22 protein-coding genes are annotated in these 19,637 nt (G+C 72.7%); 3 read left to right on the top strand and 19 right to left on the bottom strand.

What is annotated here, in order from left to right; translation table 11 throughout:
* The first annotated feature begins 41 nt into the window (after nt 1-41).
* The gene (locus ACX9MN_RS28220) at nt 42-905 is read left to right on the top strand and encodes an outer membrane protein (RefSeq protein ID WP_489726071.1); all 864 of its coding nucleotides are present in this window, start codon (nt 42-44) and stop codon (nt 903-905) included.
* 168 nt (nt 906-1,073) lie between these two features.
* Here ACX9MN_RS28220 and phnN read toward each other — a convergent pair whose 3' ends face one another.
* From phnN to phnG, 9 genes are read right to left on the bottom strand one after another with little or no spacing between them, the layout of a single operon-like run.
* A complete protein-coding gene (phnN, locus tag ACX9MN_RS28215; RefSeq protein WP_489726070.1) occupies nt 1,074-1,604 on the bottom strand; it encodes a phosphonate metabolism protein/1,5-bisphosphokinase (PRPP-forming) PhnN in 531 nt (176 codons plus the stop codon).
* Nucleotides 1,604-2,740, bottom strand: coding sequence for an alpha-D-ribose 1-methylphosphonate 5-triphosphate diphosphatase (locus ACX9MN_RS28210; RefSeq protein ID WP_234081297.1), 1,137 nt, complete (start codon nt 2,738-2,740; stop codon nt 1,604-1,606). The genes phnN and ACX9MN_RS28210 overlap by 1 nt, the downstream gene beginning before the upstream one ends.
* 11 nt (nt 2,741-2,751) lie before the next feature.
* Nucleotides 2,752-3,459 (bottom strand): phosphonate C-P lyase system protein PhnL, encoded by a 708-nt coding sequence (phnL, locus tag ACX9MN_RS28205; RefSeq protein WP_020093758.1) that lies wholly within the window; start codon nt 3,457-3,459, stop codon nt 2,752-2,754.
* Entirely contained in the window at nt 3,456-4,229 is a 774-nt protein-coding gene (gene phnK / locus ACX9MN_RS28200; protein WP_489726069.1) for a phosphonate C-P lyase system protein PhnK, read from the bottom strand. The genes phnL and phnK overlap by 4 nt, the downstream gene beginning before the upstream one ends.
* Entirely contained in the window at nt 4,226-4,699 is a 474-nt protein-coding gene (locus ACX9MN_RS28195) for a GNAT family N-acetyltransferase (protein WP_489726068.1), read from the bottom strand. Before ACX9MN_RS28195 ends, phnK begins: the two co-directional genes overlap by 4 nt.
* A gap of 8 nt (nt 4,700-4,707) precedes the next feature.
* A complete protein-coding gene (locus ACX9MN_RS28190) occupies nt 4,708-5,595 on the bottom strand; it encodes an alpha-D-ribose 1-methylphosphonate 5-phosphate C-P-lyase PhnJ (RefSeq protein WP_020093761.1) in 888 nt (295 codons plus the stop codon).
* A complete protein-coding gene (locus tag ACX9MN_RS28185; protein ID WP_489726067.1) occupies nt 5,592-6,698 on the bottom strand; it encodes a carbon-phosphorus lyase complex subunit in 1,107 nt (368 codons plus the stop codon). The genes ACX9MN_RS28190 and ACX9MN_RS28185 overlap by 4 nt, the downstream gene beginning before the upstream one ends.
* Nucleotides 6,699-6,701: 3 nt before the next feature.
* Entirely contained in the window at nt 6,702-7,289 is a 588-nt protein-coding gene (phnH, locus tag ACX9MN_RS28180; protein ID WP_020093763.1) for a phosphonate C-P lyase system protein PhnH, read from the bottom strand.
* Nucleotides 7,290-7,291: 2 nt separating this feature from the next.
* Nucleotides 7,292-7,774: a phosphonate C-P lyase system protein PhnG gene (gene phnG, locus ACX9MN_RS28175; RefSeq protein ID WP_489726066.1), complete on the bottom strand. Its 483-nt coding sequence runs from the start codon at nt 7,772-7,774 to the stop codon at nt 7,292-7,294.
* Nucleotides 7,775-7,853: 79 nt separating this feature from the next.
* On the opposite strand from phnG, the gene phnF reads away from it, so the two are divergent.
* The gene (gene phnF, locus ACX9MN_RS28170) at nt 7,854-8,597 is read left to right on the top strand and encodes a phosphonate metabolism transcriptional regulator PhnF (protein ID WP_489726065.1); all 744 of its coding nucleotides are present in this window, start codon (nt 7,854-7,856) and stop codon (nt 8,595-8,597) included.
* Between the two features lie 163 nt (nt 8,598-8,760).
* Here the strand turns inward: phnF and phnE (ACX9MN_RS28165) are convergent, their stop codons facing one another.
* The 7 genes from phnE (ACX9MN_RS28165) to ACX9MN_RS28135 all read right to left on the bottom strand — a co-directional run bounded on the left by phnE (ACX9MN_RS28165) (nt 8,761) and on the right by ACX9MN_RS28135 (nt 15,002).
* Entirely contained in the window at nt 8,761-9,627 is an 867-nt protein-coding gene (gene phnE / locus ACX9MN_RS28165; RefSeq protein ID WP_489726064.1) for a phosphonate ABC transporter, permease protein PhnE, read from the bottom strand.
* Entirely contained in the window at nt 9,624-10,505 is an 882-nt protein-coding gene (gene phnE, locus ACX9MN_RS28160) for a phosphonate ABC transporter, permease protein PhnE (RefSeq protein WP_020093767.1), read from the bottom strand. The genes phnE (ACX9MN_RS28165) and phnE (ACX9MN_RS28160) overlap by 4 nt, the downstream gene beginning before the upstream one ends.
* Before the next feature lie 16 nt (nt 10,506-10,521).
* Nucleotides 10,522-11,448 carry a phosphonate ABC transporter substrate-binding protein gene (gene phnD, locus ACX9MN_RS28155; RefSeq protein ID WP_012320793.1) on the bottom strand — a complete coding sequence of 309 codons (927 nt, stop codon included), beginning with the start codon at nt 11,446-11,448 and terminating at the stop codon, nt 10,522-10,524.
* 118 nt (nt 11,449-11,566) lie between these two features.
* Complete coding sequence (phnC, locus tag ACX9MN_RS28150; RefSeq protein ID WP_489726063.1) at nt 11,567-12,415, bottom strand: phosphonate ABC transporter ATP-binding protein; 849 nt, start codon at nt 12,413-12,415, stop codon at nt 11,567-11,569.
* Nucleotides 12,416-12,529: 114 nt separating this feature from the next.
* Nucleotides 12,530-13,150, bottom strand: coding sequence for an LbetaH domain-containing protein (locus ACX9MN_RS28145; protein ID WP_489726062.1), 621 nt, complete (start codon nt 13,148-13,150; stop codon nt 12,530-12,532).
* Nucleotides 13,143-13,829 (bottom strand): DUF1045 domain-containing protein, encoded by a 687-nt coding sequence (locus ACX9MN_RS28140; protein ID WP_489726061.1) that lies wholly within the window; start codon nt 13,827-13,829, stop codon nt 13,143-13,145. Before ACX9MN_RS28140 ends, ACX9MN_RS28145 begins: the two co-directional genes overlap by 8 nt.
* Nucleotides 13,830-13,853: 24 nt before the next feature.
* Nucleotides 13,854-15,002, bottom strand: coding sequence for a ceramide glucosyltransferase (locus tag ACX9MN_RS28135; RefSeq protein ID WP_489726060.1), 1,149 nt, complete (start codon nt 15,000-15,002; stop codon nt 13,854-13,856).
* Between the two features lie 197 nt (nt 15,003-15,199).
* Between ACX9MN_RS28135 and ACX9MN_RS28130 the strand changes: the two genes are divergently transcribed.
* Nucleotides 15,200-16,828, top strand: coding sequence for an inorganic phosphate transporter (locus ACX9MN_RS28130; RefSeq protein WP_489726059.1), 1,629 nt, complete (start codon nt 15,200-15,202; stop codon nt 16,826-16,828).
* A gap of 89 nt (nt 16,829-16,917) precedes the next feature.
* Here the strand turns inward: ACX9MN_RS28130 and ACX9MN_RS28125 are convergent, their stop codons facing one another.
* From ACX9MN_RS28125 to ACX9MN_RS28115, 3 genes are all read right to left on the bottom strand, one after another.
* The gene (locus ACX9MN_RS28125; protein WP_091980035.1) at nt 16,918-17,169 is read right to left on the bottom strand and encodes a hypothetical protein; all 252 of its coding nucleotides are present in this window, start codon (nt 17,167-17,169) and stop codon (nt 16,918-16,920) included.
* A 3-nt stretch (nt 17,170-17,172) separates the two neighbouring features.
* Nucleotides 17,173-17,580 carry a Ros/MucR family transcriptional regulator gene (locus ACX9MN_RS28120; protein ID WP_020093775.1) on the bottom strand — a complete coding sequence of 136 codons (408 nt, stop codon included), beginning with the start codon at nt 17,578-17,580 and terminating at the stop codon, nt 17,173-17,175.
* Nucleotides 17,581-18,056: 476 nt separating this feature from the next.
* Nucleotides 18,057-19,385 carry an MFS transporter gene (locus ACX9MN_RS28115; RefSeq protein WP_056523767.1) on the bottom strand — a complete coding sequence of 443 codons (1,329 nt, stop codon included), beginning with the start codon at nt 19,383-19,385 and terminating at the stop codon, nt 18,057-18,059.
* Between the last annotated feature and the right edge of the window lie 252 nt (nt 19,386-19,637).

Below are 19,637 nucleotides of genomic sequence, written 5' to 3'. Positions count from 1 at the left end.
GCTTAAGTGGCGACAACAACGCGTCACCTCGGACCCCCGCCATGATGAAGAAGCTCCTCCTCGCCACCGCCGCGACGGCCCTGGTCACGACGGCCGCCTCCGCCGCCGACCTGCCGCGTCGCGCCGCCCCGCCGGCGGTCTTCACGCCTGTGCCGGTCTTCACCTGGACGGGCTTCTACGCCGGTCTCGAGTCCGCCTACACCTTCACCGACCGTGAGCGCATCACGACCGTCGGCGTCCAGCCCGGCAACGCCACCAACGTCGCCCTCGGCCGCCGCCCGTTCGCGACTTCGACCTCGCAGGACGGCTTCGCCAACATCGGCGGCACCGCCGGCTACAACTACCAGTTCACGCCGGGCGCCGGCATCGTCGTCGGTATCGCCAACAGCATCGACTGGACGGACATCACCAAGAACCGGGTCGTGCTCGGCACCGGCAACGTCGCCGGCGGCCCGCCGAACATCAGCCAGTTCCGCCAGAGCCTCGACTGGCTCGGCACCCTCACCGGCCGCGTCGGCTACGCCTTCGACCGCGTCCTGGTCTACGGGATGGGCGGCCTCGCCTACGGCAACGTGTTCCACGACGCCAACTTCTACACTCCGGGTGGCCGCCTCCAGTTCGCCGGCCGCTACGACGACTTCAAGACCGGCTTCGCCTACGGCGGCGGCATCGAGTTCGCCCTGCCGACCGACAGCTTCCTGAACACCTTCGCGCTCGGCCGCTACATCGGCATCAAGTACGACGCCATCACGGTGAAGGCCGAGTACCTGCACTACGACCTCGGCAGCCAGAACGTGCTCGTCGGCGCGGTCCCGGGCGTGGGCAACGGCGCGTACATCTCGCGCTTCCGCACCGAGGGCAGCATCGTCCGCGCCGGCTTCAACTACAAGTTCGGCGGCATCTGAGTCGGACGACGCCGGGGTTTCCCCGGCGGATCCCAGCGAGGGCGGGTGCCGGCATCGGCGCCCGCCCTTTTTTCGTGGCGCACGCGCGCCGCGCGGCCGGCGCGCGAGACCCGGATCGCGCCCCGCGAACCGCGACCGGGATCGCGGCCCGAGCCGCCGAGAGCCGCGTCAGAAGGCGCGCAGGTGCGCCACCAGCCGTCCGGCCGCAGCCTCCGCGGAGCCGGTATTGAGGATCGTCAGGTCCGCGGTGACGCCGCCCTCCCGAGCGAGACGCGCGGCCAAGTCGCCGTCCTGCGCCCGGCCGCGGGCGGCGATGCGCCGCGCCAGGATCTCGGCCGGCGCCGTGATCTCGACGACGCTCACCCGCGGGCAGGCCGCCCGCGCCCGCGCGACGACGCGGCGCGAGACGTTGCAGACCACCACGTGCCCGTCGGCGACGCGCCGGCCGACCGTCTCCGGGAGCGCGTAGCCGAGGCCGTGGGCGCGCCAGCTCAGGGTGAAGCGCCCGGCCGCGCAGCCCTCGGCGAAGGCGGCCTCGTCGATCTCGTCGTTGTCCTCGTCGGCCGAGGGCGGGCGGGTGACGAGGCGGCGCGGGAAGACGTAGCGCGGGTCGTCGGCGAGCGCCGCCCGGGCGAGCCGGAGCAGCGTGTCCTTGCCGGCCCCGCTCGGGCCGACCACGAGGACGAGGCAGCCCGCCATCAGGCGACCCGCCGGCCGGCGCGCCAGACCTCGCGGACGACCGGCACGCCCTCGGCCCGCTGCACGCGCACGAGGTCGGCCCGCAGCCCGGGCGCCAGGGCGCCGCGATCGGTCAGGCCGGTGGCGCGGGCGGGGTTCGACGTGACGGTGGCGAGCGCCGCGGGCAGCGTGATCCCGGGCGCCTGCTCGGGCAGCAGGAAGGCCGCCATCAGAAGGCTCGCCGGCACGTAGTCCGACGACAGGATGTCGAGGTGCCCGGCCTCGGCCAGCGCCAGGGCCGCGACGTTGCCGGAATGCGAGCCGCCGCGGATCAGGTTCGGCGCGCCCATCATCACGGTGATGCCCTGCCGATGCGCGGCCTCGGCCGCCTCCAGGGTGGTGGGGAACTCGGCCAGCCGCACGCCCTCGCCGACCGCGAGGTCGACGTCGGCCAGGGTGGTGTCGTCGTGGCTCGCCAGCGGGATGCCCATCTCACGGGCGAACTGGACGAGGGCCGGCCGGTTCTTCGCGTTGAGCGCCCGCCCGTCGCGGACCTTGCGCTCGGTGTTGGCGCGGATCTCGTCCATCGGCCGTCCGCCGCGGGTGGCGTAGGTGTAGTACTTCTCCATGTCGCGGAACTGCCGCTGGCCGGGCGTGTGGTCCATCAGCGAGATCAGCCCCACCGGGTAGCGGGCCGTGAAGGTCGCCACCGTGTCGAGCACGTCCAGGGAGGGCAATTCGCAGCGCAGGTGCGTGAAGTGCTCGGCCCGGAACAGGTCGGCGGCGCGCGCGGTGGCGATGGCGCCGGCGAGCTGCTCCAGCTCGGAGCCGAGGCCGCTGCCGTCCGGATCGCTGCCGGCACGGAGCGAATCGAACACCGTGGTGATTCCCGAGGCGGTGATCTGCGCGTCGTAGGCCAGGACGGCGCCGAGGGGATGCCAGCGCACCTTCGGGCGCGGCGCGAAATGGCTCTCCAGGTGGTCGGTGTGCAGCTCGATCAGGCCGGGAATCAGGTGGTCGCCGCCGAGATCGAGGCCGCGCGCGGGCGGGCGCCCCTCGCCGATCTCGGCGATCGCCCCGTCCGAGACCGCGAGCCAGCCGCGCTGCACCCGGTCCGGCAGGACCAGGGTCGCGTTCTCGAGGATGAAATCGTCCATCGTGAGGATCCTCAGGCTGCCCGGGCTTGCGGCGCGAAGCGGGTGACATCGACCACCCGGGTCGCCACAGCGTCGCGCATCTCGCTGTCGTGGAAGATGCCGAGCACGCCGGCCCCGGCCCGGAGCTTCTCACGGACGAGCTCGGCCACCACGGCGCGGTTCTCGGCGTCCAGGGAAGCGGTGGGCTCGTCGAGGAGCAGGAGCGGCCGGTCGGCGATCAGGCCGCGGGCGATGTTGACCCGCTGCTGCTCGCCGCCCGAGAAGGTCGCGGGCGGCAGGCCCCAGAGCCGCTCCGGCAGGTTGAGCCGGGCCAGCAGGGTCTCGGCCCGCGCGCGCGCCGCCGCTTCGGACAATCCGCCCTCGCGGCCCGCGGCCTCGACGACGTCGAGAGCCGGGACCCGCGGGATCACCCGGAGGAACTGCGACACGTAGGCGATGACCCGGGCCCGCAGCGCCAGGACCGCCCGCGGATCGGCCCGGACGACGTCCACGACCGTCGCGCCGTCGCGGACCAGGATCGCGCCGCCGTCGCAGCGGTAGTTGCCGTAGGCCATCTTCAACAGCGAGGATTTTCCCGCGCCGGACGGGCCGCCGAGCACCACGCACTCGCCGGGCTCCACGGACAGGCTGACATCGCCCACCACCGGCAGCACGACGCCGCCGCGCAGGTGCAGGGTGAAGCTCTTGGCGACGGTCTCGAAGGTCAGGAGCGCAGTCATGCGGCGAGTACCGAGGCGACGAGGAGCTGGGTGTAGGCGTGCTCGGGATCGTCGAGCACCCGGTCGGTGAGGCCGGTCTCGATGACCCGGCCGGCGCGCATGACCATGATCCGGTGCGAGAGGAGCCGCGCCACCGCGAGGTCGTGGGTGACGATGATCACCGCGAGCCCCAGCTCGGCCGAGAGCCGGCGGATCAGGTCGAGGAGCCGGGCCTGGACCGAGACGTCGAGGCCGGAGGTCGGCTCGTCCATCAGCACCAGGCGGGGGCCGGTGACGAGGTTCCGGGCGATCTGCAGGCGCTGGCGCATGCCGCCGGAGAAGCGCGTCGGCGGGTCGTCGATCCGGTCGGCGGCGATCTCGACGCGGCCGAGCCAGTCGAGGGCCTGGGTGCGGATCCGTCCGTAATGGCGGTCGCCGAGCCCCATCAGCCGCTCGCCGACATTGCCGCCGGCCGAGACCGCCATGCGCAGGCCCTGGGCCGCGTCCTGGCGGACGAAACCCCACTCGGTGCGCATCAGCGCCCGGCGCCCGGCCTCGCTCAAGGTGGCGAGGTCGCGCAGCGCGCCGTCGCGCATCCGGTAGGCGACCGTCCCGGAATCGGGCGCCAGCTCGGTGGCGATGAGGGAGAGGAGCGTCGACTTGCCGGAACCGGATTCGCCCACGATCGCCAGCACCTCGCCGGGGACGAGGTCGAACGACACGTCGGCGCAGGCGAGCCGGGCGCCGTAGCGCTTGGTCAGGCCGCGGACCTGAAGCAGGGATTCGCTCATTGGGTCGCCTCCGCGGCGTCGGGCAGGCAGGGGGGATCGAGGCGGAAGCTGTAGCCGTAGCGCTCGAAGCCGAGGCTCTCGTAGAAGACGTGGGCCGGCTTGGCGTCGACGTTCGACGACAGGGCGAGCTTGTAGCAGCCCCGCGCCTCGGCGAGCCGGGCCGCCTCGTGCATCATCGCCCGGCCGAGACCGCCGCCGCGGTGCCGGGACGCGACCACGACACTCTCGACGAGCGCCGAGGGCGTGCCCCAGTGGGCGATGTTGTCGAGGATGACGAGGCAGAAGGTGCCGACGACAGCGCCGTCGCGTTCGGCCACGTAGAGCCCGTAATCGGGATAGGCCGCGAGCCGGTCGAGCAGCGCCCCGGCCTGTGCCAGGGTCGCCACCCGCCCGCCATTCAGCTCGGCGTAGAGGTCGAGGATCGCGGGCAGGTCAGGTTTCCCGGCCCGGCGGACCGTGAGGTCAGTCATAGCGCGTCTCATGCCGCGTCCCCCGTGCCGACATGGCCGTCCGCGCGGCGCCCCTCGCAATGGTCGGTGTCCGAGCAGACGAACATGCGCCGGCCCGCATCGTCGAGCAGCACCTCGTCGAGATAGACGCCCTCGGCACCGCACAGCGCGCAGGGATGCTCGAACGCCTGGATCCGGAACGGGTGGTCCTCGAAGTCGAGGCTGCGCACCCGCGTGTAGGGCGGCACCGCGTAGATCCGCCGCTCGCGGCCCGCGCCGAAGAGCTGGAGCGCCGGGCAGTCGTCCATCTTGGGGTTGTCGAATTTCGGCGTCGGCGACGGGTCCATCACGTAGCGGCCCGCCACCTCCACCGGGTACGCGTAGGTGGTGGCGATGTGGCCGTGGCGGCTGATGTCCTCGTAGAGCTTCACGTGCATGGCGCCGTACTCAGCCAGCGCGTGGAGCTGGCGGGTCTCGGTCTCGCGGGGCTCGAGGAAGCGCAGGGGCTCGGGGATCGGCACCTGGTAGACGAGGGTCTGCCCCTCGGTGAGCGGCGTCTCGGGGATGCGGTGGCGGGTCTGGATCACCGTCGCCTCCGCGGTGCGGGTGGTGGTGGCCACCCCGGAGGTCTTGGCGAAGAAGCGGCGGATCGAGACCGCGTTGGTGGTGTCGTCGGCGCCCTGATCGATGACCTTCAGCACGTCCGAGCGCCCGAGGATCGCGGCCGTCACCTGCACGCCGCCGGTGCCCCAGCCGTAGGGCATCGGCATCTCGCGGGAGGCGAAGGGCACCTGGTAGCCCGGCACCGCGATGGCCTTGAGGATGGCCCGGCGGATCATCCGCTTCGTGCCCTCGTCGAGATAGGCGAAGTTGTAGCCCGGTTCGCTCTCCGGGCGGTGCGCGATCGCGGCGCTCATTCGGCGGCCTCCTGCATCTCGACGGCGTCGGACCCGCGCTCGAACTCGGTACGTAGCCGGCGAACCAGCTCCAGCTCGGCCTGGAAGTCGACGTAGTGGGGCAGCTTCAGGTGCTCGACGAAGCCGGTCGCCTGGAGACTGTCGCAGTGGGCCAGCACGAATTCCTGGTCCTGGGCCGGGCTCGCCACCGGCTCGCCCAGCTCCTCCGCGCGGAGCGCCCGGTCGACCAGGGCCATCGCCATGGCCTTGCGCTCGCTCTGCCCGAAGCTCAGCCCGTAGCCGCGGGTGAACTGGGGCGGGGCCGCCCCCGAGCCCTTGAACTGGTTGACCATCTGGCACTCGGTCAGCCGCACCCGGCCGAGCGGCACCGCGAAGCCCAGCTCCTCGGGCACGAACTCGACCGCGACCTCCCCGACCCGGATCTCGCCGACGAACGGGTGGGTGCGGCCGTAGCCGCGCTGCGTCGAGTAGGCGAGGCCGAGCACGAAGCCTTCGTCGCCCCGGGCGAGCGCCTGGAGGCGCAGGGCCCGGTCGGCGGGGTAGTCCACCGGCTCGCGGGTGAGGTCGCCCGCGGGCGCGCCGTCGTCCGGCGGCGAGGGCTCGATCAGGCCGTCCCGGGCCAGCAGGTCGGTGACCCGCGGGCAGGAGCCGGCATCGGCCCGCGGCGCGGCCTCGGCGGCGGGCTCGATCCCGGCTTCGGCGGCGAGCGCGAAGTCGACCAGCCTGTGGGTGTAGTCGAAGGTCGGCCCGAGCACCTGCCCGCCGGGCAGGTCCTTGAACGTCGCGGAGATCCGGCGCTCGACCGCCATGGCGCCGGTGTCGACCGGCGCGGAGGCGCCGAAGCGCGGCAGCGTGGTCCGGTAGGCGCGGACCAGGAACACCGCCTCGACCACGTCGCCGCGCGCCTGCTTGAGCGCCAGCGCCGCGAGGTCCGGATCGTAGAGCGAGCCCTCGGTCATGACCCGGTCGACGAGCAGCGCCATCTGCTCCCGAATCTGCTCGACGGAGAGCTCCGGCACGGCCGGGTCACCGCGGCGCACCTCGGCGAGGAGCCGGTGGGCGTTGTCGATGGCGGCCTCGCCGCCCTTCACGGCCACGTACATGGATCAGGCCTCCGTCACCGTCGTGGAGCGCGGCAGGCCGGCCACGCGGCCGGGCGCCGTCAGGATCAGGTCGACGCCCAGGGGGAAGCCCGCGCGGTTCTCCGCGAGCTGCGCCGCGAAGCCGTCCGGCAGGGGCGCCGGCGCGATCCCGGCGGTGCCCCGGATACCGGGGCCGGACAGGCGCAGCCCCTCCCCCTCCGCGAGCGCGTCGAGGGCGAGCACCAGCGTCGTGGCGGTGTCGGGATAGGCCGGCGTCCCGGCGGCGAACTCCGCCAGCGGCGGGCAGCGCGCCGGGTCGCTGACCAGCGCGAAGGCCGCCGCGGCCGGGTCGCCGGTGAGCGGCGCGCCGGTGTGGAAGCGCAGGTATTCCGCGACCTCCGGCGCCGCGGCGAGGGCCGGATCGAGCCAGACCGGCGTGTCGGCATCGGTGAGCGTCAGCGCGACGGCGGCCAGTTCCGGCGTCAGGGGCGCGGGCGGCGCGAGGCCCGGCGCGAGGAGCCGGACGCGTCCGGGGCGGGCGAGGGCGTCCATCACGGCGCGGAACGTGTCCTGCGCGTCGTGGACCGGGTCGGCGAAGCCGGGGGCGAGCATGCTCAATCCTCTCCGCGGGCGAGGGTCAGGAAATCGACGCGGGTGGCGGCCGTGCGTCGGGCGGCCCGATCCCGGGAGGCCGCGAGCCGCCGGGCGGCGGGCTCCAGGGCGGCCTCGACCCGGGCGCGCCGGACCGGATCCTGCCAGAGGGCGTCGAGGATCGCGGCGAGCCGCGCCTTCGCGCGGTCGCGGCCGAGATGGTAGGCGAAGCCCGCCGGACCGTCCGCGAGGCGGATGGCGGCCCGCGTCACGCTGACCTCGCCGAGATTGAACGGGCGACCGTCGCCGCCGATCCGGCCCGACGCCATCACGAGACCGGTCTCGGGCGGACGCAGGTCCGCGGCCGCGGGCGCTTCGAGGCCCGACACGGCCGCCTCGAGGGCCGCCTCGAGATCCGCGCGGGTCGCCTCGGCACAGAGGGCCATGACCGCCTGGCGCGCCGCGGTCTCGCCCTCGGATCCCGGATGTCTCGGGGTCGTCGTCATCGCGAATCCCTTCGTCGCTCGGTTGTCTAGGTGTATAGACAACTGGCGTGCGCCGCACAAATGAAGTTTGGATGACAGGATGGATGCGCAGGAGCAGGCGGCCGGCCTCGTCCGGGGCGAGGGGATGACGGCGTGGCGGCAGATCGCCGACGCGCTGACGGCCGAGATCGCGGCGGGACGCTACGCGCCGGGACAGCAGCTCCCCGCCGAGGCCGCCCTGGCGGCGCGGTTCGCGGTGAACCGGCACACGGTGCGGCGCGCCCTCGCGGCGCTGGCCGAGGGCGGGCTCGTGCGCGCCAGCCAGGGCCGGGGCACCTTCGTGGAGGAGGCGCCGCTCGCCTACCCGATCGGGCCGCGCACGCGCTTCTCCGAGATCGTCGCCGGGGCCGGGCGCGAGGCCTGGGGCGACCTCGTCGCGGCGACCACGGTCCCGGCCGGGACCGAGCAGGCGGCGTCCCTGGCCCTCGCCCCCGGCGCGCCGATCCTGGAGCTGCTGACGGTCCACCGGGCGGACGGCGCGCCGCTCTCGACGGCGCTGACCTGGCTGCCGCTGCCGCGCTTCGCGGGTTTCGCCGAGGCCTACGCGGCGCGCGGCTCGATCACCCGGGCCTTCGCGACCTGCGGCGTCCACGACTACACCCGGCTCTCGACGCGGATCCGGGCCCGCCCCGCGGATTCCGCGGAGGCGCAGCGCCTCGACATCGCGCCGGGGCGGGTCGTGCTGGTGGTGTCGAGCGTCAACATCGATCCCGCCGGCGTGCCGATCCAGGCGAACCGCACCCTGTTCGCCGCCGACCGCGTGGAGCTGGTGATCGGCGGGTGATGCGATGTCCGCGCGACCTCCGCGCGACCTCCGCGCGACCTCCGCGCGATGTCCGCGCGACGGCCTCGGCACACCGTCCTCGCGAGCGGAGCGAAGCGACCCGGGGCAGAGCGACCCTGGGTCATTGCGCTCCGCGCGTGATGCCAGAAAGCCGAGGCCTCCCTCAGCGCGCCGCCGGCCCGATGATCGCCCGGCGCAGGCGGGTCGAGACCCAGTCGATCGCCGCCACGGTCACGAGGATCATCAGCACCAGGAAGGCGACCTGCTGCAGCTCCAGCACGCGGATCAGCTCGGTGAGGTACTGGCCGATGCCGCCCGCGCCGACGATGCCGATGATCGTCGCCGAGCGGGTGTTCGACTCGAAGAAGTAGAGGACCTGGCTCGCCAGCACCGGCAGCACCCCGGGGATCAGCCCGAAGCGGATGCGGTGGAGCGCCGAGCCGCCCGAAGCGACGACGCCCTCGCCGGCCCGCTTGTCGCAGGTCTCGATCGCCTCCGAGAACAGCTTGCCGAGCGCCCCGAAATCCGAGCACGCGATCGCGAGCGCCCCGGCGAACGGGCCCAGGCCGACGACGTTGATCCAGATCAGCGCCCAGATCAGCACGTCGACCGAGCGCATCACGTCGAGGCCGCGGCGGACCGCGAACCGCGCGAACGGGTTGGGCACGACGTTCCGCGCCGCCAGGAACGCCACCGGGAAGGCGAAGATCGCCGCCGTCAGCGTGCCCAGGAAGGCGATGCCGAGGGTCTCGCCCAGCGCGTGCAGGAAGGTCCAGAACTGGCCCTCCGGCGATGGCGGTAGCATCAACACCGCGAAGGTGCCGAGCCGCCCGAGCCCGTGGAGGATCCGCGCCACCGAGAAGTCGAGGCGCCAGTAGCCGAGCGCTGCGAGCCCCACCAGGACGACGAGCAGGGCGGCGAGCCGCGCCCGCCCCGGCCAGTCGGTGCGGAACTGCGCGGGGTAGCGCGCGCGCAGGCGGCCGAGGTCGGCCCGGGCCGCCGCCCGCAGGGTCTCGGGACGCGCGCTCATCGGGCGTGCTCCGCGCCGATCAGGCGGTGGCGGACCCGCTCGGTGACGAGGTCGATGCAGAAGACGGTCAGGATGATCAGCACGAGGATCGCGCTCACGTCCGCGTAGTAGAAATTGCGGATCGCCACGAGGAATTCCTGGCCGATGCCGCCGGCGCCGACGAAGCCCATCACCCCGGCGCCGCGCACGTTGATCTCGAAGCGCAGCAGCGCGTAGGAGGCGAAGTTCGACAGCACCTGCGGCAGGACCGCGAAGCGCACCGTCTGGACCCAGGTCGCGCCCGAGGCCGACAGGCCCTCGACGGGCCGCATGTCGATGTTCTCGACCACCTCGGAGAACAGCTTGCCCAGCGCGCCCGTGGTGTGGATCGCGATGGCGAGCACGCCCACCATCGGGCCGAGGCCGAAGGCGATGACGAAGATCAGCGCGAACACCACCTCGGGGACGGTGCGGCACAGTTCCAGGAGGCGCTTGGCGCCGACGCGCAGCACGCGCGACCGCACGAGGTTGGCGGCGGCCACGAAGCTGAGGGCGAAGCCCGCCAGCCCCCCGAGCAGCGTCCCGAGATAGGCCATGAGCAGGGTCTCGCCCAGCAGGCCCAGCCATTTGGGCAGGCCCCAGTACCAGGCGCGGACGTCCTCCAGCGGGTGCTCGAGGCTGATCGGCGGCAGGATCTGCTGGATGTAGGCGGTGAACTTGCCGATGTTCTCGGCGAAGACCAGCGGCCGCACCTCGGCGATCAGGCCCGCGACCACGGCGAGCGCCGCCACCAGGGCGAAGCCCGCCAGCGTGCGGCGGCGGGCCTCGCCGGTCGCCGCCGCGTAGAGTCCGGAGAGGGCGGCTGCCCGCTCCGGCGACAGGGGTGTCAGACCGCGCAAGGCGGGCGGCTCCGGATCAGGACTTCCGGCGCTGCTCGTCGTTGAACCGCAGCATGTCGATGATCGGCTGGTAATCCTTGAGAGTCACCGGCGTGAGATCCTGGTCCTTGCCGTCGGAGAGCCGGTCGAACGCGGCCTTGTCGGCCTTCGGCAGGGCCACGAAGGCGTCGCGGATCTTGGCCTTCAGGTCGTCCGGCAGGCTCGCCAGCACGGCGAAGGGCCCCTCCGGCAGGAAGTCGGACTTGAACACGACCCGGAAGTCCGACTGCTGCATCGGCGTGCCGTCGGGCTTCTTGAGCATGCCCTTGGCGGCCATGCGGGTGACCATCGTGTCGGTCTCGGAGTTCCACAGGTTGGCGGCGGCGTCGGCCGTGCCCTGGGTGAGCGCCAGGACGGCGTTCTCGTGGCTGCCCGCGTAGAAGGTCTTGCCGAAGAACTTCTCGACGTCGTAGCCGGCCCGCTTCAGGAAGAAGCGCGGCGCCTGGTTACCGGAGGTGGAGTTCGGATCGACCAGCGCGAGGTTCTTGCCCTTGAGATCCTCGACGGTCTTGTAGGGGCTGGAGGCCAGCACGTAGACCACCGAATAGTAGCCCGAGGCGCCGGTCTCGTGCTTCTGGTTGACGATCGGCTCGATCTTGACGCCGGTCATCACGGCCCGCGCGAACGAGGCCGGCCCGTACCACGCGATCTGGATATTGCCGGCGCGCTGGCCCTCGATCACGGCGGCGTAGTCGCTCGCCACTCGCAGCTTGACCGGCACGCCGAGCGTCTTGGTCAGGTAGGCGGTGAGCGGCGCCCAGCGGTCGGCGGTGCCCGAGGCGTTCTCGGCCGGGATCACGCCCAGCGTCAGCTCCGGATACTGGGCCTTCCAGTCCTGGGCGGCGGCCGGCAGGCCGAGGAGGGCGAGGGCCGCGGCGGCGGCGAGGGTGCGTCGGGTGATCATCGGGTCGTCCTTCGTGGCGTCGGCGAGGTTCGGCCGGCCGGAGGCCGGTCGGGCGTTTTCAAGACGGTGCGCTCTGGCGGTGCGCTCTGGCGGTGTTCGTTGGGGCCCGGGGCCCGGATCAGGCGCCGAGGGCGGCCTCGCGGACCGGGCGGACCGATACGAGACCGGGCCGGCCCGGCATCGCGGCCCGCTGCTCCGCCTCGCGCTGCGCGGAACCGTCCAGCACCTCGCCGGCCTCCAGGCCGTAGAGCCGGCGCGCCACGTCCTCGGTGAGGTCGAAGGGGCCGCCCTCGAACACGACCCGCCCGGCCGCGAGGCCGACGAGGCGGTCGCAGTAGGCGCGGGCGAGGTCGAGGGAGTGCAGGTTGCACAGCACCGTGATGCCGTAGCGCCGGTTCACGTCGGCGAGCGCGTCCATCACGAGCCGCGTGTTGCGCGGGTCGAGCGAGGCGACCGGCTCGTCGGCGAGCAGGATCTCGGGTTCCTGCACGAGGGCGCGGGCGATGGCGACGCGCTGCTGCTGGCCGCCCGACAGGCCGTCGGCCCGCTGGCCGGCGAACTCGCCCATGTCGAAGCTCTCCAGGGCGGCGAGGGCCATGCCGCGGTCCTCGGCGGACCATTGCCGGAGCAGGGCGCGGTGGGTCGGCACGTGGCTGAGGCGCCCCATCAGCACGTTGGTCATGACGTCGAGCCGGCCGACGAGGTTGAATTGCTGGAAGATCATGGCGCAGCGGGTGCGCCACTCGCGCAGCGGGCGGCCGCGCAGGGTGGTGACCTCGCGGCCGTCGTGGAGGATGCGCCCCGAACTCGGATCCGCCAGCCGATTGATGAGGCGCAGCAGCGTGGACTTGCCGGCACCGGACCGGCCGATCACCCCGACGAAGCTGCCGGGCTCGATCCGGAGCGACACGCCGTCGACGGCGCGTCGGTCGCCGTACTGGCGCGTGAGATCCTCGATAACCAGCATGCCACCATCCGCCGGGGAACGGCCGCACGTAGACGCCGGTTTGACGACGATTGGATGACGTATTCGGAACGATTATATTTGCCGGCGCAGCATCTTGGCATTTCGATAGCCGACTTAATCTTCGTGGCGCTCCAGGAATGCTTCGATGGGCAGCCCGCGGAAATCCGGCAGCGCCCGGCGCAGGCGCTCGTGGTCCCAGTCCCACCACGCCAAGCGGGTCAGACGGTCCGCGACCACCTCGGGGAAGCGGCGCCGGACCGGCCGGGCGGGATTGCCGACGACGATCGTGTAGGGCTCGACGTCGCGGGTGACGATGGCGCCCGCCCCCACCACCGCGCCGGTGCCGATCGTGCGCCCGGGCAGGACGACCGCGCCGTGGCCGATCCAGACATCGTGGCCGATCGCCACCGGGCTCGCCCGGCGCCGGTCGAAGAAGGCGGGCTCGTCCGATTCCTCCGGCCAGTAGGCGCGCGCCCGGTAGGTGAAGTGCGCCTGCGACGCCCGCTCCATCGGGTGGTTGCCGGGATTGATCCGCACGCTGGCGGCGATCGAGCAGAACTTGCCGATCGCGGTGTAGATCACCTCGCCGTCCTCACCGATGTAGGAATAGTCGTCGAGGGTCGTCTCGGTGAGGTGGGTGCGGGCGCCGACCTCGGTGTAGCGGCCGAGGCGGCTGTCGACGACCCGGGCGCTCGGATCGAGCGCGGGTTCGAGGCCGAGGGGGCGGTCAACCACGGGCCTCTCCGAAGGGCAGGCGCGCCAGGAGCCGGAACGGCCCCGACCCGTCCTGGGTCAGGAGGCTGACGGCGTCGATCCGCAGGGGCTCCGGTCCCGCGGCGGCGTAGGCCTCGGACAGGCGCCGGTGCCAGAGGTCGCGCTCCGCCTCCGGCAGGGCGTCGGTCAGGGTCATGTGGAAGCGGAAGGCCTCGAACACGTAGGGGTAGCCCCAGCGGTCGAGGAGCGCGCGGCCGCGCGGGTCGAGGCGCTCCGGCCGGCGCTTGGCGCGCTCGGCCTCCGTGAGCGGTGCCCGGAACGGGTCGAGGGCGGCGACGCACTCGGCGGCGAGGAGCCCGAGTTCCGGCGGCGGGCCCTCCGGTACCAGGGCGAGGAACGGCCCGAGGGCGGCGACCCGGAGCGGCCCCACCGCCACCGGCGGGTGCGCGGCCGCGAGGGCGCGGGCGGCGGCCACGAGGTCGGCCTCCCCGGTGCCCGGGGCGAGGCGCAGCGGCGCCTTGAGGGTGGCGTGGAACCCGTAGACCCGCGCGCCCGCCGTGACCGCAGCGAGATCACCGAGCCCCTCCGGGTGCGGCACCGGCAGCCCGGTGACGTTGTCGGTGCCGAGGATCGCCCGGCCGAAGGCTTCGAGGCGCGAATCCGGGGCGGGCAGCCAGTAGAGGGCGTAGCGGCGCGACACGTAGGGTCTCCGATCGCCGGGCGGTCAGGCCGTCGGCGCGTAGGTGCGCGCGTCGGCGGCCCGCCGGGGGCGCACGTCCATGGCATTGCCCCGCCACACGATGGCGCTCCGCATCCAGGCGCCGACCCAGATCACCGGGATCAGGGCGTCGCGCGCCAGGAAGGCGGCCAGCGTGCGGGGCGAGCGGTGCCAGCCCGCGCGGGCCGCGAGCCGGTGCTCGGCGGCATAGCACAGGGCGGCGAGGCCGGCAGCGCCCGCGAGGCCCGCGAGGCTTCCGGCCCAGAGGGCGACGAGGAGCGCCGGCAGCAGGACGCCGCTGCCGATCTCGGGGGCGAAGAACAGCGGGAAGGTCACGCGGCGCAGGCGCGCCCAGCGCAGCTGCCGCGACCAGACCTCCCGGAAGCCGCGCGGGCCGAGCGGCTGCTCGAACGGGCTCGCCACGAGGTGGACCCGCTTGCCGGCGGCGCGCACGAGCTTGGTGGCGGCCGCGTCCTCGGCGATCTCGGCCGCGAGCGCCTGGAGGCCACCCTGCGCCTCCAGGAAGGGCTTGTGCCAGAGCATGCTCTTGCCCTGCGCGAAGCCCAGCCCGAAGGCCTCGGCGGCGTATTGCCAGCGCGCCTGCAGGGTGTTCAGGAAGGCGCACTCCACCTCCGCCATGAAGCTGCCCGGGCGGGCGCCGGCCGGGGTGGAGCAGACGAGGCCGGTATCGGCGCGCCACGCCGCCTGCAGCCGCTGGAGGTAGTCCGGCGGCATGGCGACGTTGGAATCGGCGAGCACCACCCAGTCGTGGGCGGCGGCGCGCCAGCCGCGCAGGCAGTTGTTGAGCTTCGGGTTGGCGCTGACGCGCTCGTCGCCGAGGATCAGGCGGGCGGGCACGTGCGGGTGGGCCTCGATCAGGCGCTCCACCATCGGGACGATCGGGTCGGCCGGGTCGGCCACGCAGAAGATCAGCTCGTAGGACGGGTAGTCGAGACGGAAGCTGCGGAGGAGCATCTCCTCGCTGTAGGCCTCGACCCCGCGCAGGGGGCGGACCAGGGAGACGGGCGCGCTGTCCGGGAACCGCGACGGGCCGTGGTCCCGGCCGAGGCGCCGGGCCGCGACGGCGATGCTGCCGATCTGGACGACGGCCAGGAGCGCGCCGAGGGACAGGGCCGGCACCGTGGCGTCAATCATGCGGATCCCTCGTGCGATCGGGCGAGCGGTCCGGTCCGCTAGCGGCCGGACCGCGTCAGGCGTGTGACAGCGGCGCCCGACGCTCTCAGACACGCTCTCGGACACGCTCGCCGACGCGCGGCGTCGCGGGCCGTCACCCAACCGTCACCGCGCGGTTTTAATCCCCGCTCACCACGAAAGATTCCGCGCGAGGGTTCATGTCCGATACCGCCGTGATGCCGTCGGGGGCGGTGGGAGGCCGGAAGGCGGGCGGCCCGCGCCTCGACCACGGGATGCATCTCGGCGGGGTGGTGGCGTTCCTGCTCGTCCTCGTGGCGGGCCTGGGCTACGCGGTGGTGAGCCTCATCGCGGACATGAATGCGGTCGGGGAGGCGCCCCTGGCCTACGGCGCCTTCGCGCTGCTCGGCCTCGCCCTGCTGATCGCCCTCGCCTTCGAGTTCGTGAACGGCTTCCACGACACCGCCAACGCGGTCGCCACGGTGATCTACACCCACTCGATGCCGCCGCTCGTCGCGGTGATCTGGTCGGGCGTCTTCAACTTCCTCGGCGTGATGCTGTCCTCGGGCGCCGTGGCCTACGCGATCGTCACGCTGCTGCCGGTCGAGCTGATCCTCAACGTCGGCTCGCACGCGGGCTACGCGATGATCTTCGCGCTGCTGCTGGCGGCCATCATCTGGAACCTCGGGACCTGGGCGTTCGGGCTGCCGAACTCGTCGTCCCACGCGCTGATCGGCTCGGTGCTCGGCGTCGGCCTCGCCAACCAGCTGATGAACGGCGGCGACGGCACCGCGGGCGTCGACTGGACCCAGGCGCTCAACGTCTTCAAGGCGCTGCTGTTCTCGCCGGTCTGCGGCTTCGTGCTCGCGGCGCTGCTGCTGCTCGCCCTGAAGGTCACGGTCCGCCGCAGGGACCTCTACGAGGCGCCCGCGGGCGAGGCGCCGCCGCCCCCGTGGATCCGCGGCCTGCTGATCCTCACCTGCACGCTGGTCTCGTTCTTCCACGGCGGCAATGACGGGCAGAAGGGCATGGGCCTGATCATGCTGATCCTGATCGGCGCCGCGCCCACCGCCTACGCGCTCAACCGCACCATGGCGGACGACACGACGCCCGCCTTCGTGCAGGCCTCGACGGCGGCGAGCGCGGTGTTCGCCGTCCGCGCCCCCGGCGCGGCGGTTCCGGACGCCGCCGCCGCGCGCCGGACGGTGACGGAGGCGCTCAAGACCAAGGCGCTGAACACGCCGCCCGTCTACGCGGCGCTGGCGGCGCTCTCGGACGACATCGCCGCCAGCGTGAAGAATTACGGCGCGATCCGCACGGTGCCGGCCGCCCAGACCCAGAACCTGCGCAGCGACATGTACCTCGCCGCCGACGCGGTGCGCGTGCTGCCGGGCGCCGGGGCGGACTTCTCGGAGGCCGACAAGGCCGACCTGAAGCGCTACGCGGGCCTGCTCAACGACGGCACGCGCTACATCCCGGGCTGGGTCAAGGTCTGCGTCGCCCTGGCGCTGGGTCTCGGCACCATGGTCGGATGGAAGCGCATCGTCGTCACGGTGGGCGAGAAGATCGGCAAGACCCACCTGACCTACGCGCAGGGCGCCTCGGCCGAGATCGTCGCCGCCGGCACGATCGGGCTGGCCGAGCTCTACGGCCTGCCGGTCTCGACCACCCACATCCTGTCGTCGGGCGTCGCCGGCACGATGGCGGCCAACGGCTCGGGCCTCCAGATGTCCACGGTGCGCAACATGGCGCTCGCCTGGATCCTGACCCTGCCGGCGGCGATCACCCTCGCGGCCGCTCTGTTCTACCTCCTGCGCCACCTGTTCTGACGCGGGTCCGGCCGGACGGGCCGGAGACCGCGCTCCGCCCCCCGACGAAGCGACCCGGTCTCCGGCCTCCCGCAGCGCGCCCCGGCGCTTCAGGAACTCGCCATCGCCCGCACGAAGGCCAGGCAGGTCCGGCGCGCCGCCGGACTGTCGATCGCCACGAAGGCCGAGACGAGGTCGGCCGCCTGGGTCATGGCCGCGTCGGGCCGGTCGGCATCCGGGTAGAAGCTCGCCACCGGCACGTCGAGGATGCCGGCGATGCGGCTCAGGGCGTCGCTCGTGCGCGCCGCCCCCGGTAACGGCGCGCGGTCCCGGGCCGGATCCGCGGAAGCGTCGGGCGTCATCGCTCAGGCCGCCTTGTGGCCGAGCTGGATCGCCCGGGCGATCTCCGAGCGCCGCGCGGCGTAGCCCGGGGCCACCATCGGGTAGTCGGCCGGCAGGCCGTACTTGGCCCGGTACCGCTCGGGGGTGAGGCCGTGCGCGGTGAGGTGGCGCTTCAGGGTCTGGTAGGACCGGCCGTCGATGAAGCTGATCAGGCCGTCCTGCTGGATCGAGGCATCGACCTGCGACTGGCTCAGCCCGACCCCGCCGAACTCCGACGGCGCGCAGCGGAGCACCGCGATCGCCGTGTGCACTTGGTCGATCAGCGCCGGCAGCGCCGTGACCTCGATCGCGTTGCGCGAGACGTAGGCCGCGACGATCGCGCCGACCTTCTCCAGCATGAAGGTTGAACGGTGGTCGGTGAGGTGGTCCATCTGAGACATCGCTGTTCGAGGGCGTCCCGATCCTCGTGCCCGTCTCCGGTGGACCCGCTCGCGCGGGCTTTGCAGGACGAAACCGAGGCGACGGGCCAGCCGAGGGATTTCTACCTCAAGTTGATTTCACTCCGTTTCTTGAGGTTGCAGATAATATACAATATGAGTGGCCGGCGGTTTGTCCGGCAGCGCGAGGTTTTTTGCTCCAACGCGCAACCGGCGGCATTCCCGCCATGGTTACTGATACGTTCACTGATTTCGGCCGCTGAGATCGGCGTCTGAACCGGATATCGGCATCGGCCGATCCCGGCGGCGCGCAACCTCGGGGGCCCCCGGCGCCGATCCGGGACCGCTCGGTCGCGGCGGTCGCGCGCCTGACCGATCCCGCCCGCGCGGCGTGCGGCCACGCCCGTCTCGCCCCGCTCCGGGGCCAGCCGCGGCCCGCCGCCCCGGCCGCGCCGGGGCGGCGGGCCGTCTCACGCCGCGCGGTCGCTCCGGCGCAGGCTCGCCGGCATGGCGAAGAGCGCGAGCCCGGCGGCGACGAGGCAGAGCACGCCGATCCCGTAGAGCGCGGGCGTCGTCGAGCCGGTGAGATCCTTCACCCAGCCGACCATCACCGGGCTGACGATGCCGCCGAACTGCCCGAGCGTGTTGATCAGCGCGATCCCGCCCGCCGCGCCGACGCCGGTGACGAGCTTGGCCGGCAGGGTCCAGAAGGTCGGGATCGAGGCGACGATGCCGGCCCCCAGCAGTGCCAGGGCGAACATCAGCGGCACGATGTGCTTGTCGAACAGGCCGGCGCCGAAGAAGCCGAGCGCCGCCGCGATGGCGAGGCCCGCGACGAATTTCGGCCGCTCGCCCGAGGCGTCGGACAGGCGCCCGATCACCACCATGCTGATCGCCCCGCAGATGTAGGGGATCGCCGTCAGGAAGCCCACCGAGGCCGCCTGCCCGCCGCTCGCGGTCTTGATCAGGTCCGGCCCCCAGAAGTTCAGGCCGTACGAGCCGATCTGGAGCAGGAAGTAGATCAGCGCGATCATCAGGAAGCCGGGCTGCTTGATCGCCCCGATCAGCGAGTGGTCGCCGATGTCCCGGTTGTGGTGTGCGATCCGGCTCGACAGGAGCGCCTTCTCGGGCTCGGACAGCCAGCGCGCATCGGCGATCCGGTCGTCGAGGCGCGTCAGCACGAGCATTCCGAGCACGAGGCAGGGCAGGCCGCCGGCCAGGAACAGCCATTGCCAGCCGGCGAGGCCGCCGACGCCGTTGAGGCCGCCGAGGATCAGGCCCGCCACCGGCGCGCCGAAGATCCCCGAGAAGGCCGAGGCCACGAACATGAACGAGGTGATGCGGCCGCGATGCGAGGCCGGGAACCAGATGGTCAGGTAATAGAGGATGCCCGGCGCGAAGCCCGCCTCCATGGCGCCGATCAGGAAGCGCAGGGCGTAGAAGTGCCACTCGCTGCGGATGAAGATCATCAGCGCGGTGGCGATGCCCCAGGAGATCATGATCCGGGCGATCCAGCGCCGCGCCCCGACCCGGTAGAGGAACAGGTTCGAGGGCACCTCGAAGATCACGTAGCCGACGACAAACATGCTCGCGCCGAGCCCGTAGGCGACGTTGCTGAAGCCGAGGTCGCTCTGGAGCTGGAATTTGGCGAAGCTGATGTTGATGCGGTCGAAGAACGCGAACATGTAGCAGATCATGATCAGCGGCATGAGCCGCCACGCGACCTTGCGGACGACGCCGGTCTCCGTCACCGCGCCGGCCTCGGCGGCGGCCGGCGACCCGGACAGGGCTGCGGTCATGGTTTCCTCCGTGGTGTGTTCTTGAGGGACGTGTCGTGGGCGGTGCCGCCTTCGGGCGGGCGGCTTCCCGCGAAGTCAGGTTCGGTCGCAGCTCACGGCACACGACGGCGACGCCGCCTTCGCCGGATGAGGCGCGGGTCCCCTCTCCCGTGCGCGAGAGAGGGACAGGGTGAGGGATCAGGTCTGTCCGGATGAGAAGCGTCCTGCCGGCGCGTCGACGGTGTGCCGCATCCGGAGAGTTCTCATCCCTCA

The organism is Methylobacterium sp. 1A, from assembly GCF_058072805.1.
The sequence above is the reverse complement of the archived record's forward strand: the minus strand, read 5'-3'. Positions and strand labels throughout refer to the sequence as shown.